Genomic DNA, 14,825 nt, shown 5'->3' with positions numbered 1-14,825 from the left:
GCCGGAGCTCTGGAATTGGAAGAGGGAATCGATATGACCACCCAGCGCATCCGCGACTTTCTCGCAACCCGACGTCCCGACGGTCCCTGCCTCGTGGTTGACCTCGATGTCATCAGAGACAATTTCCACGCCTTCCGTCACGCGATGCCGGACAGCGCGATCTATTACGCCGTCAAGGCCAACCCGGCTCCGGAAGTCCTGAAGCTGCTCGCCAGCCTCGGTTCCAACTTCGATTGCGCGTCCGTCGCAGAAATCGAAATGGCGCTGGAAGCCGGTGCGACCGCAGCCCGTATCTCCTACGGCAACACGATCAAGAAGGAACGCGACGTCGCCCGTGCGCATGCACTCGGCGTCAGCCTCTTTGCAGTCGACAGCCACGAAGAAGTCGAGAAGATTTCCCGTGCAGCTCCGGGTGCTCGTGTATTCTGCCGCGTCCTGACGGACGGCGAGGGTGCCGAATGGCCGCTGTCGCGCAAGTTCGGCTGCGTTCCGCAGATGGCCGTCGACGTTCTCGTCTATGCTCACCAGCTCGGCCTGCAGTCCTACGGCGTCTCGTTCCATGTCGGCTCGCAGATGACCAAGGTCGATGCCTGGGATTCGGCTCTTGCCGATGCCAAGCGCGTCTTCGTCCAGCTTGCCAAGCAGGGCATCCACCTGCAGATGGTCAATATGGGCGGCGGCTTTCCGACCAAGTATCTGCGCGATGTTCCGTCCGCAGAAGCTTACGGCAAGTCGATCTACCAGGCGCTTCGCACGCATTTCGGCAACCAGATCCCGCAGACGATCATCGAGCCGGGCCGCGGCATGGTTGGCAATGCAGGCGTCATCAAGGCTGAAGTCGTGCTGATTTCCAAGAAGTCGGACAATGACGACGCCCGCTGGGTCTTCCTCGACATCGGCAAGTTCGGCGGTCTCGCCGAGACGATGGACGAAGCCATTCGCTACCCGATCCGCACCGAGCGCGACGGCGACGAGATGGAGCCCTGCGTGATCGCCGGCCCGACCTGTGACTCGGCCGACGTGCTGTACGAAAAGAACCTCTATCCGCTGCCGATGTCTCTGACGATCGGCGACGAGGTTCTGATCGAAGGTACCGGCGCCTACACGACGACCTACTCGGCAGTCGCTTTCAATGGCTTTGAGCCGCTGAAGGCCTACGTCATCTAAGGTCTTGTTTCTGCCAGCCCCGTAACCAGCCGGGGCGGCAACTTCACAATTTCCAGTCATCACCGCTGATAACGGTATTGGGTACGGGAGGCCAAGATGGTCGCTGTTCTTGATTCTGTCCGCGCATTCTTTGCGCCTGTTACTTTCACTATCGATGCGGAAAATCCGTCCGACGTCGTTCCTCGCGAAACCCTGCTCGATCGCGTCATGGGTCCGGATCGCCGCAAGAAGTCGTCGGAAATGATCCGCCGCAACCGTGTGCCGGCCGAAGGCCTGGCGCTGGTCGCGCGCGACCGCGACGGCCATGTGATCGGCACGGTGCGTCTGTGGAATGTCGAAGCCGGCATCAACTACGAGGGTACGCCGCTCGACGCGCTGCTGCTCGGCCCGCTCGCCGTCGATGGTAAGCATGGCGGCAAGGGCATCGGCTCTGCGCTGATGCGCGCGGCGATCCTCGAAGCAAAAAACCGCGGCCACGGCGCGATCCTGCTCGTCGGCGATGCGGACTATTACGAGCGTTTCGGCTTTTTTGCCGAGAAGGCTCGTCACCTTGTCATGCCCGGCCCCTTCGAACGCTCGCGCTTTCTGGCGCTGGAGCTCGTCGAGGGCTGGCTTGGCGGCGCGGCCGGCATGATCGTCCCTTCGGGACGCATGCTGGCCGGCGCGCCGGTCCGGAAGGCGGCCTGACCGGCAAAGCCCCTCCCATTCTCCGGGAGGGGCTTTTTGTTTAAGGGCTATCACTGATAGCTCAGGGAGCCTTTGCCTCGACGCGGCCATTGCCGATCAGCCAGCGGACGGCTTCCTGCACGGCTTGTAGTGAGCCGTGCCGCGGCGCGAATCCGAGCAGCCGGCGGGCTTTTTCCATCGAACAGTTGGGGCTGCGGGCGATATGCTCCCAGGTGGCTCTGGCCTCTTCCGGGTTCTGTTTTTTTGCCCAGGCCTCATAGGGAAGGAATTCCAGCTTCGCTTCCTGGCCGAACCAGGCCGCCATCGCCTCGGCGTAGCCTCGCAGCGTGACAGCCTTTTCCGATACCGCGTGGAAGGCCTCGCCAATCGCCGCCTCGGGCTTTGCGATGGCGGCCATGAAGAGTTCAGCAATGTCGTCGGCATGGACATGATGCACCGTTTCCATGCCGAAATTCGGCAGCGCAAGCGTTTCGCCGCGTGCCAGCGTCGTGAAGACAGCGGGGTTGAAATGGCCGGCGGGGTTCAACGGGTTCCAGCCGGGACCGACGATGTGGCCGGGATGGATCAGCGTTACGGGAAAGCTTTTCTCTCGCGCCCTCCGCAGCAGGTCGAATTCGATCGCCGCTTTCTTCACGCCGTAGTCACCGAAGGGCTTCTTCGGTGCCTCCTCCGGTGTCGGGACCACCGTTGAGAAACCATGCGTCCAGATCGTGCCGGTATGAAGAAAATGGCGGACATGACCCTCAAGCGCGGTTGCGAGCTGTTCGTTGCTTTCGGGCGTGAAGCAGATCATGTCGATGACGATCTCGCCCTCCAGCGCACGGATCGCATCGCCGAAGCGGCCTTCGGCTTCGAGCGCTGCGCGGTCCATATGCCTGATATCGGCGCGACTCCATGCTTCATGCGCCTTATAGGGCGCGGCCGTGCCGCGGCTGATCGCCACCACCTCATGGCCGGCCTCGACGAGGCGGGGTACGAGATAGGTGCCGACATGTCCTGTTGCTCCGATGACGATCACGCGGGCCATGCAGTCTCCTCCAGATGCGAATATGGGCTGGTCATGCGCAGTATGTCGTGCCGCTTCGCGGAACTGCAAGTGGCCAGTGCGCGGATCATAAAGTTTCACGTCCGCGTGAATCGGCGCTTTCCGCTGCTGATTTCACCGCGTAGCTGCGCTAGCTCATCGCTCCATGATCAAGCGCCTCGCTCTCTGCCTTCTGCTGCTCGCCCCCATTGCCGCTCTCGCCCAGCAGCAGGGAAGCTCCGTTTCGAATCTCCTGGATAGTCTCGGAAGTCGGGATGAGCTGAAACCGCTGAAAACCGTCATTGTCGCCCGTAATGGGCGCGCGGTGGCAGAGCATGGCTATCGCGGTCATACGCCGTCGGAGCCGAGCAACATCAAATCCGCTTCGAAATCGATTATTTCGGCGCTGGTCGGCATTGCTATCGGCAAGGGCCTGCTGGAAGGGCCGGATCAGAAGATCGCGCCGATCCTGAAGGCGGATCTGCCTGCTTCTCCGGATGCTCGCCTCAACGATATCACGATCGGCAATCTGCTCTCCATGCAGGCGGGGTTGGATCGCATGTCCGGGCCGAATTACGGCCGCTGGGTCTCCTCACGCAACTGGGTGCGTTTTGCGCTCTCGCAGCCTTTCGTCGATCAGCCGGGCGGGGAGATGCTCTATTCCACGGCCTCGACGCATCTTCTCTCCGCTATTTTGACCAAGGTCGGTGGCAAGTCGACGCTGGCGCTGGCGCGAGAGTGGCTCGGTCCCATCGAGGGCTTTAGCATCGGTGCTTGGGAGCGCGATCCGCAAGGCATCTATCTTGGCGGCAACCAGATGGCGATGAGCGCCCGATCCTTGCTTGCTTTCGGTGAGCTTTACCGCAACGGCGGGCGCACGGACGAAGGCAAACAGGTGGTTCCGGCGGACTGGGTTGCCCAATCCTGGCAGCGCCGCACCAATTCGCGCTTCTCCGGTGATGAATATGGTTACGGCTGGTTTACGCGGCAGATCGGCGGAGAGCAGGTGCATTTCGCCTGGGGCTATGGAGGCCAGATGCTCTATATCGTGCCGTCGCTCAATCTCACGGTCGTCATGACCTCGGAGGAGAGCGGCCCTTCCGCGCGCAACGGCTATCGGGATTCGCTGCACGGCCTGCTGGCTGATATCATCGGCGCGGTACGGGCCGCCTGACGCTGAAAAACCAAATGTCGCTAAATTTTTAGCGAAGCATCCAATCAAACTGCAAATCGCTTCCTGTAGGGTCCGCGGTGTGGGACTTCGGGATAGGCTCGATGCTGCTGGATCTGCGGACAATTTATTTCATCGTTGCGGTGAGCTGCGTCGTTCTGAGCGCTCTCCAGTTCGCTGCCTATGCGACGGGCCGCTTCGAACGCTGGCCGCTCTGGTGGGGCGCCAGCAACCTGCTCGTCGGTATCGGTTCCTTCCTCGTCGCGCTGCGCAATCTCGTTCCCTACTATATCTCCATCGATGCGGGCAATGTGCTGACCATCGTCGGCTACATGCTGATGTTCTTTGCCGTCCGCGCCTTTGCGGGACATCCCATCGACCGGCGCTATTCCTGGCTCGTGATAATCTGCGGCAGCATGCCGGTGGCGCTTTTCATCAGCGATCCCGCAGCGATATCTGAGCGTCTCCTCTATGTCTCGGTGATCTGCTGCCTCTGCGATATCACGATCGCCAGGGAAGCAGCCGGCATTCTCCGCCGCGAGAAACTTTATTCGGCGGCTCTTCTTCTGGGGCTTTACGTCGTCACCGCGGCGATCTTCGCAGTTCGCAGCCTTCTAGCCGCAACCGGAGACATCGGCGGGCCGGATCCCTTCGGCGGCAGCGTCATCCATAGCTGGATGGCGGTATCGGCCGTGGCCTTCATCATGCTTCGCAGCATGGCAATGGTGCTGATGGCGGCCGAAAGGAGCCGGAACCAGCTCATCGAGCTTGCTCATCACGATCCCCTGACCGGAACGCTCAACCGTAGCGGCCTTGCCCAGCATGTGCCGTTGCTTACCGGCCAGCCGGTATCGCTCCTCGTCATCGATATCGACAATTTCAAGCAGTTGAACGACCAGCACGGTCATGCCGCCGGCGACGAGGTCCTGCGACTTTTCTCTAAAGTGTCGAAGGGCATCATGCGCTCCGGAGATCTGCTCGCCCGGCAAGGCGGAGACGAATTCCTGGCGGTGCTCCGCAATGTCGATCGGGAAGAAGCGGTAGAGATCGCAAACCGCATCCGTCTTTCCTTTGCGGCAACCGTCATGCAGATGCCGGACCTGGCGATCTTCCCGACACTGAGCATCGGCGTTTCCACACGCATGAACGAGAGCGGGGATTTTGAGCGGCTCGTGCAGAAGGCGKATGAGGCGCTCTACCGTTCGAAGCGCGAAGGCCGCAACCGCGTCGAGGCGGCAGGGGAAAACCAGCAAGCCGCTTAGATATTCTGATCCATTGTCTCGGCCGGAATTTCATCATTGCGATGAATACGCACGACAGCTGCCGGAACGCCGGCAACCGTGCAATGAGCCGGCACCGGCTTCAGCACGACACTGCCGGCCGCAATCTTGCTGAAAGCACCGATCTCGATATTGCCGAGGATCTTCGCACCGGCGCCGATCATCACGCCGTGGCGGATTTTCGGGTGGCGATCACCTGTCTCTTTGCCCGTACCACCAAGCGTAACGTTCTGCAGGATAGAGACTTCATCTTCGATGACGGCCGTCTCGCCGATGACGATGCCCGACCCATGGTCGAGCATGATCGAGGAACCGATCCTTGCAGCCGGATGGATATCCGGACCGAAGACCAGCGAGGCGAGGTTTGAAAGCCAGCTCGCAATCTCGACACGGCCAACCATCCACAGGGCATGGGCAATGCGATGGGTCTGCAGGGCGTGAAAGCCCTTGAGGTTCAACAATGCGTGCAGATAGGTGGTGCAGGCGGGATCTCGTTCGCGCACGGCCAGAAGATCGGCTTCGATGGCGGCGCCGATATCGGGGTGTTCCTGCAGTGTGCTGTAAAACAGCTGGAACAGGTCTTCGGCATCGACCCTCGCGACTGAGAGGCGCGCCGAAATCACATGCGCGATGATGTCAGCGTCATTCTCTGCGCGGATGATCTGTGTTTCAAGGAGTGTCCGCAGGGTTGGTTCCCGCGTTGCCAGATCGACCGCTTCCGTGCGGATTGCCGACCAGACGGACCAGAACGCGCACGGCTCATCGGCGGCAGCGTTATTCGGAACAGGCATTGTCGGGTCCTTCTCAAAAATCTTCTTGCGACGGCGTGTCAGCGATGGGCTGGGCCGGGATCATACACCGGTTCTGGTAGGCGGCGCCAATGATAGAGCATGTCGGGCTCTCTTTCCTCGTTGCCGCTGCCGTCTGTTTCTTCAATGGACGAGAATCCATGTGATTCATAGAAGGCACGGGCGCGGCGATTTTGCTGGAAGGTCCAGAGGCGAAYATCGTCCATATCATTCATTGCCGAAGAGAGAAGCGTCGTACCGATTCCCGCACGCTGGGCGTCGGGCAGAACGTAGAGCTGCTCGATCCAACCATTGCCGTAGGCGATAACGCCAACCAGCCGTCTGTCGACAAGCGCGCCAAGAACCGTGTGTTCTCGCAGCAGATGTGTTCGCCAGTATTCCTCGTCTTCCTCAGGGGCGTGAAGATCGGGAAGGTGCGGCATCACGCTCCATAGTGCGATGCGCCGCACCATGGCAGCCTCATACATGTCCTTGGAACCCAGGGCTGTAACTTCGACAGCCATGGGATCAGGCCGTCGCAATATCCACGACGCCGCAATCGCCGGTCTCGGAAGCAAAAGCGAGCAGCTTGCCGTCCTTGCTCCAGCTCATACCGGTGATAGCGCCCTTGCCGGGGCGGCGCAGTAGCGCTTCCTTACTGTCGGCGAGGCGAACGGCAAGGATCATGCCGTCGATGAAGCCAATGGCGAGTATATCCTCGACCGGGTGGAATTTCACCGCAGTTGCCATGATGTTGGCGCGCGTGCCGAGCTCCAGTGGCGCCTTGCCCATCGGACCGTCCTTGCCCTGGAAGGGCCAGACGATGGCGGCAGGCGCACCGGAGGAGGCAAGCCACTTGCCCTTGGCGGACCAGGAGAGCGACTTCACCTTGGCCGGATAGCCGGTCATACGCATGTGGCGGGCTTCGGTGCCCGACTTGACGTCGAGCTTCCAGCCGTGAAGCGCATTTTCCTGCATTGATGTGACCAGGAAATTGCCGTCGGGCGAGAAGGTGACGCCGGTGTGGGCGCCCTTCCATTCGAGATCAACAGGCTTGGCGCTTGTGCCGACCCAATGCAGCGATACGCCGTTATAACGGGCTGCTGCGATGCGCAGGCCCTTGGGTGCGAAGGCGATGCCTTCGACCGTGCGCTCTTCGGGAAATTCCTTCGTCGTGCCATCGGTGAGGCGCACGAGCGTGCTCTTGCCATAGGAATAAGCGATCGCACCCTGCGGGCCGGCGGCGACTTGCGAAATCCACTTGCGCGGGGCCGAGGCAATTTCGCTGACGCCGCCGTCAGCGGTAATGCGCAGCACCTTGCCATCCTCGCCGCCCGAAATCAGGCTTTCGCTGTAGGGGTCGCGGATCGCTGTCAGCATGCCCTGATGGGCTTCGATCACCTTTTCGCCGCCATCGAGCCGGTGAAAGGTACCGTCGGCATTCGCGAAAAAGGGGACATCACCTAAAAATTCGACGGCCAGAACGTGGCCGTCGAGATCAAGCGGTGCAACTGTGGGCATCAGGCAGTCGCCTCGCACGCCTTGAAGGATTCTTCCAGCTTTGCGCGATCAAGGTCGCGGCCGATGAAGACGAGACGGCTTTCGTGCTTTTCGCCATCCTTCCACGGACGCTGGTGATCGCCTTCGATGATCATATGCACGCCCTGGACGACATAACGCTCGGCGTCCTCCTTGAAGGCGATGATGCCCTTGAGGCGCAGAATGTTCGGGCCCTGCGTCTGGGTGATCTTCTGGATCCAGGGGAAGAAGCGCTCCGGGTTCATCTCGCCGCCGCGCAGCGAAACGGACTGCACCGTTATGTCATGGATGGCCGACATCTCACCATGATGATGGTGGTGATGGTCGTGGTCATGATCGTGATGATGGTGGTCATGACCATGGTGATCATGATCGCAGTCCGGGCCGCAGACATGATCGTCATGGCCGTGCTCGAGGAAATGCGGATCGTTTTCCAGCGCGCGCTCGAGGTTGAAGGCGCCCTGGTTCAGAACGCGGGCAAGATCAACGCCGGAACGGCTTGTCTTGTAGACGCGAGCAGCGGGGTTGATGGCGTTCACGATGTCTTCGATCTGGGCCAGTTCTTCTGGCGTGACGAGATCGGTCTTGTTGATGATGACGACGTCGGCGAAGGCGATCTGGTCTTCGGCCTCGCGGCTGTCCTTCAGGCGCAGCGGCAGATGCTTGGCATCGACGAGGGCAACAACGGCGTCGAGTTCGGTCTTGGCGCGGACGTCATCATCCATGAAGAAGGTCTGGGCAACCGGAACCGGATCGGCGAGGCCGGTGGTTTCGACGATGATGCCGTCAAAACGGCCGGGACGGCGCATCAGGCCCTCGACGACGCGGATCAGGTCGCCTCGGACCGTGCAGCACACACAGCCATTGTTCATTTCGTAGATTTCTTCGTCGGATTCGACGATCAGGTCGTTGTCGATGCCGATCTCGCCGAACTCGTTGACGATGACTGCATATTTCTTGCCGTGGTTTTCGGAAAGGATGCGGTTGAGCAGTGTCGTCTTGCCGGCACCGAGATAACCGGTGAGCACGGTGACGGGGATGGGCTTCTGCTGTGTCTGGATCGCGTCGGTCATGAGAACCTCGAAAGTAGGATATTGACCCCGAGGGCAAAGTGCGGGGCCTGAATGGGTCGGTTTCATATAGGCGCTTGGAAGCGGCAGTTCAAAGGGTTTTGTATGTTATAAGATCACATTGCTTTCTATGCAAAGCCGCGCCTTCATCGCAGCGTTTCTGTGTCGAAAGCATCGACATCCTGCAGCAGCTCCACCAATCCGCTGACCGCATGGGCTATCAGCGCCTCACCCTTTTCTGCAGTCGCCTTTTTCGCATTGCCTGCAGCGCCTTGCGGGTTGAGATCGGACATCTTCCAGCCGAAGGCATGCGGGCCATAGGCGCGCAGGTGCTTGAAGCACCGGGCGAACTCTGTCTGGTTGGAAGGGAAGTCGGCAGCTTTCTCCATATCCACCCTGTCCGGATAGAGCGCCAGCATGACGGATGTTTCGATATCTCCGCCATGAATGTCTACAGCCTTTTCATCCGGCAAGATCACACCCTCCGGCAGGCCGAAGCGGGTCCAGCTCGTGGAGACGGCCAGCATGCTGAAGCGCACACGCGCTTCCGTGGCGACGATGGTCATCAGCGGCGAGTTGCCGCCATGGGCATTCAGCATCACGAATTTGCGGATACCGAGCTTCGAGAGGTTTTCAGCGATATCGAGCCAGCGCTTTACGGCTGTATCAAAAGGGAGCGTCTTCGTTCCTTCAACATCCATGTGCTCTAAGGAGTAGCCGACCGATTCGATGGGGAGTACGGTGACGGGCAAACCGGCCGGCAGGGCGGTTTTCAGCCTGTTGACGATGCCCTGCGCGATCAATGTGTCGGTTTCGAAGGGCAGATGGGGGCCGTGCTGTTCATGTGCGCCGAGTGGCAGGACCGCTATCCACCGGCGGCGTGCCTCCGGAGCGAGTGCCGGATCATTGTCCTCGAAACGGAACGACGGAACCAACATCGGCCTTGCCTCTTGTTTATGACGAGATGATGGGCAATGTCATAACCCAGCCTGGGCAGTGCTTAAAGATCAAAGGGATGGCAATGGGCAAGAAGCATAAGGACGGCAAGAAGCACAAGAAAAAGAAGGACCAGACCGAGTATACGCTTGTCGATCTTTCGCCGGCTCTGACGCAGGCTGCTCGCTCCATGCGTACGGTCCTGTCGCGCAACCTTCTTGAAAGTGGTCTCTATGCCGGCCAGGACGGGGTCATCACTTCCCTTGCCGAAAGCGATGGTATGACAGCCGGCGGGCTTGCCCAGAAGCTCGGTGTCAAGGCGCCCACCATGACCCGCACCATCGGCCGCATGGAGGCTCAGGGCTTCCTGGAACGCAAGCCTGACGCCGAAGACGCCCGCCTCACCAAGGTATACCTCACTGAACTCGGTCGTGGCAGCGTGCAGGCAATCGAGCTTGCGGCTTCCTCCTGCGACAAGCTGGCGACGCTTGATTTCTCCGAAAAGGAGATCCGCAATCTGGTGCGTCTGCTCAAGGCGATCGACGCCAATCTGCAGGCGGAGGCAGTGCATGTCGACGAAGATGAGGAAGACTGAAAATTTCCTCAAAAGGCGAATTGCCTGCGCCGCTTAAATCTTTTAATTAAACTTTTTAAGGCTGGCGTTGCACTGCGGCAGCCGTCGACCAGCTTCACGCGTTGCCTGGAGGAGGAGACGTGGTTCAGAAGATCAAGCTTTCGACGATTGCCGAAACACTCGGCATATCAACGGCGACCGTTTCCCTTGCCTTACGCGATAGTCCGCTGGTTGCCGGCAATACTCGCGAAAAGATCAAGGAACAGGCCCGCGCGCTCGGTTATATCTACAATCGCCGCGCCGCCAGCCTGCGGACGTCACGCTCCGGCATTATCGGCGTTGTCGTTCACGACATCATGAACCCGTTCTACGGGGAAATCCTGAAGGCGATCGAAAGCGAACTCGATCGCAGCCGCCACACCTTCATTCTCTCCAATCACTACGATTCCGTCGAGAAGCAGCGCACCTTCATCGAAACCCTGCTGCAGCTCGGTGGTGACGGGGTCATCATGTCGCCGGCGATCGGCACGCCGCCGGAGGATATCCAGCTCGCGGAAGAAAACGGCATGCCGGCGATCCTCGTCGCCCGTTCCATGGACAGCCAGGATGTGCCGACTTATCGCGGCGACGACAGCTACGGCATTTCGCTTGCCACCAACCACCTGATCGGCCTCGGCCATCGCACGATCGCGATGATCGGCGGTACGGACCAGACCTCGACCGGGCGCGACCGCTATCAGGGCTATGTCAATGCGCTGCGCAAGGCCGGCATCGAGGTCGATCCGAACCTGCGCATTCCCGGCCCGCGCTCGAAGCAGGGCGGTTTCGAGGCGGCGGTGCATTTCCTCTCCCTGCCGCAGAAGCCTACGGCGGCCGTCTGCTGGAACGATCTGGTCGCGATCGGTCTTATGAACGGCATAGCGCGTGCCGGCCTTGTGCCCGGCAGCGATATCTCGGTGACCGGCTATGACGATCTGGAGGAAGCCTCGATTGCCACGCCGGCACTGACCACCGTCTGGAACGGCCAGACAGAGGTTGGACGTCTTGCCGCCCGCGCCCTACTTGATCGACTTGCGGGCAGTCATGAGCCTGATGGCATCCATCTCATCAAGCCGGAAATGCGTATCCGCCAGTCCACAAGCCCTTATCGGCCGCGTTCCTGACCGCCGAAGCCAAGAGGAAAAGCCATGTCCCGCATTGCCGTTCTCGTTCCCGGGAAGATACATGATCGCGTTCTCGCCCAGCTGAAGGATCGTTTCGAGGTAGTAACTGTCGATCGCGACGAGACGCTGAAGCTCGATGCCGAGACGGCGAAACGTATTCGTGGAGTGGCGCTCAGCGGAGTTTTCCCGGCCGCCTGGTTCGAACAATTGCCGAATGTGGAGATCGTCGCCAGTTTCGGGGTGGGTTACGACGGCATCGATGCGAAGCTTGCAGGTTCGAAGGGCATCATCGTCACCAATACGCCCGACGTGCTGAACGACGAGGTGGCCGACACAGCCATTGCGCTTCTGCTTAACGCCATTCGCGAGTTGCCGAAGGCCGAGGCCTGGCTGCGGGGCGGCAACTGGAAGCCGGGTTCTGCCTATCCGCTGACGCGCTTTTCCCTGAAAGGCCGCCATGTCGGCCTCTATGGCCTTGGCCGCATCGGTCTTGAGATCGCCAAGCGCCTGGAACCCTTCAAGGTGAAGATCAGCTATCACACCCGCTCCCGCCATGCCGATGCGCCCTATGATTATCATCCGACGCTGAAGGGTCTTGCCGAGGCCGTCGACACGCTGATTGCGATCGTGCCGAAAACGCCGCAGACGCACCGTACGATCAACGCGGATGTTCTTTCAGCGCTCGGCCCTGATGGCATCGTCGTCAATGTCGGCCGAGGCTGGACGATGGATGAGGATGCGTTGATTGCTGCGCTCAATACAGGCACCATCGGTGGCGCCGGCCTCGATGTCTTCTATGACGAGCCGAACGTGCCGGCCGGTCTGCTTTCCGCACCGAATACGGTGCTGGTGCCGCATGTCGGCTCGGCCTCCATCCCGACGCGCAATGCGATGGCGGATCTGGTGGCGGAAAACCTCATCTCCTGGTTCGAGCAGGGCAAGCCGGTGACACCCGTGGCGGAAACCCCGGTCAAGCAATAGGCCGTTCCCCACTCCTTCCGTGAAGGCGGAGAGCGCGTTTCGCTTGTTCCTATTTTGCCGTTAGTCTTTTTCCTGTTTCCCACTTGGTCGACCGGGAAGGATTGGCTATGATTGGTTCCGGCCGCGTCCATTCCCAGCGGCCGTGATTTCATCGGCGGCATTTCGCCGTCTCAAGCTTACACATAGCGATTTGATCGGGGAGCGTCTGCTCCGCCCGGCGACTTTTCGTGCGGGCAGCCGGCGCCTCTGGAAGGAGGCAGAAATGGATTATCGCAAGCTCGGTCCCAGCGGGGCCATCGTCACCGCATATTGCCTGGGTACCATGACCTTCGGGAAGGAGTCCGACGAGGCGGCTTCCTTCAAGATGCTCGACGACTACTTCGCCTGGGGCGGCAATTTCATCGACACGGCAGACGTCTATAGCAACGGTGTATCGGAGGAGATCATCGGTCGCTGGCTGAAGGCGCGTCCGACGCAGGCAAAGCAGGCCGTCATCGCCACCAAGGGTCGCTTCCCAATGGGCGACGGGCCGAACGATATCGGCCTTTCCCGCCGCCACCTCAATCAGGCGCTGAACGACTCGCTGCGCCGCCTCGGCGTCGAGCATATCGATCTCTACCAGATGCATGCCTGGGATGCGCTGACACCGATCGAGGAGACGCTGCGATTCCTCGATGATGCCGTTCGCGCGGGCAAGATCGGTTACTACGGCTTCTCCAACTATGTCAGCTGGCACATTGCCAAGGCTTCCGAGATCGCCAAGGCACAGGGCTATACGCGCCCAGTGACGCTGCAGCCGCAGTATAACCTGCTGATGCGCGACATCGAGCTCGAGATCGTCGATGCCTGTCAGGATGCAGGCATGGGCCTGCTGCCCTGGTCGCCGCTCGGCGGYGGCTGGCTGACTGGCAAGTACAAGCGCGACGAGACGCCGACAGGTGCGACGCGCCTCGGCGAAAATCCCAATCGCGGCGGCGAGGCCTATGCTGCCCGCAACGCGCAGGAGCGGACCTGGGATATCATCAGCACCGTCGAGGAGATTGCCAAGGCACGCAGCGTCAGCATGGCGCAGGTGGCGCTTTCCTGGGTGGCCGCGCGCCCGGCCGTGACCTCGGTCATTCTCGGCGCACGCACATCCGAACAGCTCGCCGACAATCTCGCTGCGGCGGAATTCGTGCTTTCGGCGGAAGAGACGGCAAAGCTCAACGAAGTCAGCGCGCCGACGCCGGGGCAATATCCGTATGGTGCGAATGGCACCAACCAGCGTCACCGCAAGATCGAAGGCGGCCGCTGAGCCAATGAGTTGGAGATGAAGAAGGCCGCCGGAGCGATCCGGCGGCCTTTCCGTTTTCAGGCGATTGCTTGCGCCGGAAGCGATGGCAACTTACTGGCGGCGTAATCTCTGACGGCATCGCCGAAAGCGATAAAGAGCTTGTTCGAGGGCTTGTCGGTCTCGGCCCAGTATTCCGGGTGCCACTGTACGCCGACTGCGAAGGCCTTGGCGTCAATGACGGAGACGGCTTCGACCGTGCCGTCCTCTGCTGTAGCTTCGACCTGCAGGCGCGGGGCGGTCTTGGCGATCGCCTGGCGATGCAGCGAGTTGACGCGAATTTCGCCGGCGCCGATGATACCGGCGATGCAGGAGCCTTCCTTGACGAAGACGCTCTGGCGGATCGCATACATGCCGTCGCGATCTTTCACATCGGGTTTCCGGTGGTCCCAGATGCCGGGCTGGTCCTGGATTTCGCTCGCAAGCGAGCCGCCAAGCGCAACATTCAATTCCTGAATGCCGCGGCAGATGGCAAGAAGCGGGATGGCACGATCGATGGCGCGGCGGATCAGCGGCAGGCTCGTGGCGTCGCGGGCGGGATCAAAGGGGCCATCGGCTTCGGTGGCTTCGAGGCCGTAGAGCGAGGGGTGCACATTGCTTGCGGAGCCGGAAACCAGCACGCCGTCCACGCGATCGAGAATGGCATCTATGTCATAGCCTTCTTCAAAGGCAGGAATGATGAAGGCCATTACGCCGGCGGCATTCAGCGCCGCGCGCACATATTGATGCTGCACGGCATGCCAGGTTGCGCCATCAAGGCTGCGGATATCGGCGGGAATCGCAACGATCGGTTTCGTCATTTTTGCCCCGAAGAAAACAATATCGGACGTTTGTGCGGCCAGATCGACCGTGAAGTCAACGCTTGGATGCACGCGGTGGCCAAATTGCGGCGGTTCAAAAGTCCGGTGTTTAGTGGAAGTTGACTAAATAATTGATTTTAAAGTTTTCCAGCTCTTTCAAGTTTCAAACGCGACGATATTGGAATGTCGGTAAATACATCCAATATTGTTGGGGATCGTGTTGCCGAGTGTCATCCCTTGAATTACATTCCAGCCGATTTCTGCAACCTGTGTTCGTAATTTTCGTGCGGCTTGACCGTATCGTTAAGAGGACGG

Annotated in this window: 15 protein-coding genes; 8 read left to right on the top strand and 7 right to left on the bottom strand. The window is 60.4% G+C overall.

Annotated features, from left to right (window positions below):
- Positions 1–33 precede the first annotated feature (33 nt).
- A complete protein-coding gene (odc2, locus tag AC1DTN_RS06375) occupies positions 34–1,167 on the top strand; it encodes an ornithine/lysine decarboxylase (RefSeq protein WP_113321906.1) in 1,134 nt (377 codons plus the stop codon).
- A 96-nt stretch (positions 1,168–1,263) separates the two neighbouring features.
- Positions 1,264–1,854 carry a GNAT family N-acetyltransferase gene (locus AC1DTN_RS06370; protein WP_442206448.1) on the top strand — a complete coding sequence of 197 codons (591 nt, stop codon included), beginning with the start codon at positions 1,264–1,266 and terminating at the stop codon, positions 1,852–1,854.
- Positions 1,855–1,915: 61 nt separating this feature from the next.
- On the opposite strand, the gene AC1DTN_RS06365 is transcribed toward AC1DTN_RS06370, so the two are convergent.
- Entirely contained in the window at positions 1,916–2,881 is a 966-nt protein-coding gene (locus tag AC1DTN_RS06365) for an NAD-dependent epimerase/dehydratase family protein (RefSeq protein ID WP_442206447.1), read from the bottom strand.
- A 163-nt stretch (positions 2,882–3,044) separates the two neighbouring features.
- Here AC1DTN_RS06365 and AC1DTN_RS06360 point away from each other — a divergent pair, with 163 nt between their 5' ends.
- Both AC1DTN_RS06360 and AC1DTN_RS06355 read left to right on the top strand, forming a co-directional pair.
- On the top strand, positions 3,045–4,052 hold the full coding sequence (locus AC1DTN_RS06360; RefSeq protein ID WP_442206446.1) for a serine hydrolase domain-containing protein: 1,008 nt from the start codon (positions 3,045–3,047) through the stop codon (positions 4,050–4,052).
- A gap of 101 nt (positions 4,053–4,153) precedes the next feature.
- Complete coding sequence (locus AC1DTN_RS06355) at positions 4,154–5,311, top strand: GGDEF domain-containing protein (RefSeq protein ID WP_477920120.1); 1,158 nt, start codon at positions 4,154–4,156, stop codon at positions 5,309–5,311.
- Here AC1DTN_RS06355 and cysE read toward each other — a convergent pair.
- From cysE to AC1DTN_RS06330, 5 genes are all read right to left on the bottom strand, one after another.
- Positions 5,308–6,120, bottom strand: coding sequence for a serine O-acetyltransferase (cysE, locus tag AC1DTN_RS06350; protein WP_442206444.1), 813 nt, complete (start codon positions 6,118–6,120; stop codon positions 5,308–5,310). The two genes, AC1DTN_RS06355 and cysE, sit on opposite strands and share 4 nt — an antisense overlap.
- Before the next feature lie 38 nt (positions 6,121–6,158).
- A complete protein-coding gene (locus tag AC1DTN_RS06345) occupies positions 6,159–6,641 on the bottom strand; it encodes an N-acetyltransferase family protein (RefSeq protein WP_477920117.1) in 483 nt (160 codons plus the stop codon).
- 4 nt (positions 6,642–6,645) lie between these two features.
- A complete protein-coding gene (locus AC1DTN_RS06340; RefSeq protein ID WP_477920115.1) occupies positions 6,646–7,638 on the bottom strand; it encodes a WD40 repeat domain-containing protein in 993 nt (330 codons plus the stop codon).
- Positions 7,638–8,729, bottom strand: coding sequence for a CobW family GTP-binding protein (locus AC1DTN_RS06335; RefSeq protein WP_442206441.1), 1,092 nt, complete (start codon positions 8,727–8,729; stop codon positions 7,638–7,640). The genes AC1DTN_RS06340 and AC1DTN_RS06335 overlap by 1 nt, the downstream gene beginning before the upstream one ends.
- Before the next feature lie 143 nt (positions 8,730–8,872).
- Positions 8,873–9,664, bottom strand: coding sequence for a creatininase family protein (locus AC1DTN_RS06330; RefSeq protein WP_442206440.1), 792 nt, complete (start codon positions 9,662–9,664; stop codon positions 8,873–8,875).
- Positions 9,665–9,747: 83 nt separating this feature from the next.
- Between AC1DTN_RS06330 and AC1DTN_RS06325 the strand changes: the two genes are divergently transcribed.
- The 4 genes from AC1DTN_RS06325 to AC1DTN_RS06310 all read left to right on the top strand — a co-directional run bounded on the left by AC1DTN_RS06325 (position 9,748) and on the right by AC1DTN_RS06310 (position 13,674).
- Positions 9,748–10,257, top strand: a complete 510-nt coding sequence (locus tag AC1DTN_RS06325; protein WP_442206439.1) for a MarR family winged helix-turn-helix transcriptional regulator — start codon at positions 9,748–9,750, stop codon at positions 10,255–10,257.
- 119 nt (positions 10,258–10,376) lie between these two features.
- Positions 10,377–11,399, top strand: coding sequence for a LacI family DNA-binding transcriptional regulator (locus tag AC1DTN_RS06320; RefSeq protein ID WP_113321897.1), 1,023 nt, complete (start codon positions 10,377–10,379; stop codon positions 11,397–11,399).
- Positions 11,400–11,423: 24 nt separating this feature from the next.
- On the top strand, positions 11,424–12,380 hold the full coding sequence (locus tag AC1DTN_RS06315) for a 2-hydroxyacid dehydrogenase (protein WP_113321896.1): 957 nt from the start codon (positions 11,424–11,426) through the stop codon (positions 12,378–12,380).
- 262 nt (positions 12,381–12,642) lie between these two features.
- A complete protein-coding gene (locus tag AC1DTN_RS06310; protein WP_442206438.1) occupies positions 12,643–13,674 on the top strand; it encodes an aldo/keto reductase in 1,032 nt (343 codons plus the stop codon).
- Between the two features lie 56 nt (positions 13,675–13,730).
- Here AC1DTN_RS06310 and AC1DTN_RS06305 read toward each other — a convergent pair whose 3' ends face one another.
- Positions 13,731–14,510 (bottom strand): gamma-glutamyl-gamma-aminobutyrate hydrolase family protein, encoded by a 780-nt coding sequence (locus tag AC1DTN_RS06305; RefSeq protein WP_442206437.1) that lies wholly within the window; start codon positions 14,508–14,510, stop codon positions 13,731–13,733.
- Between the last annotated feature and the right edge of the window lie 315 nt (positions 14,511–14,825).

It is taken from the genome of Rhizobium sp. 01T444 (assembly GCF_056398305.1).
This window is presented reverse-complemented; position numbering and strand designations above follow the sequence as displayed.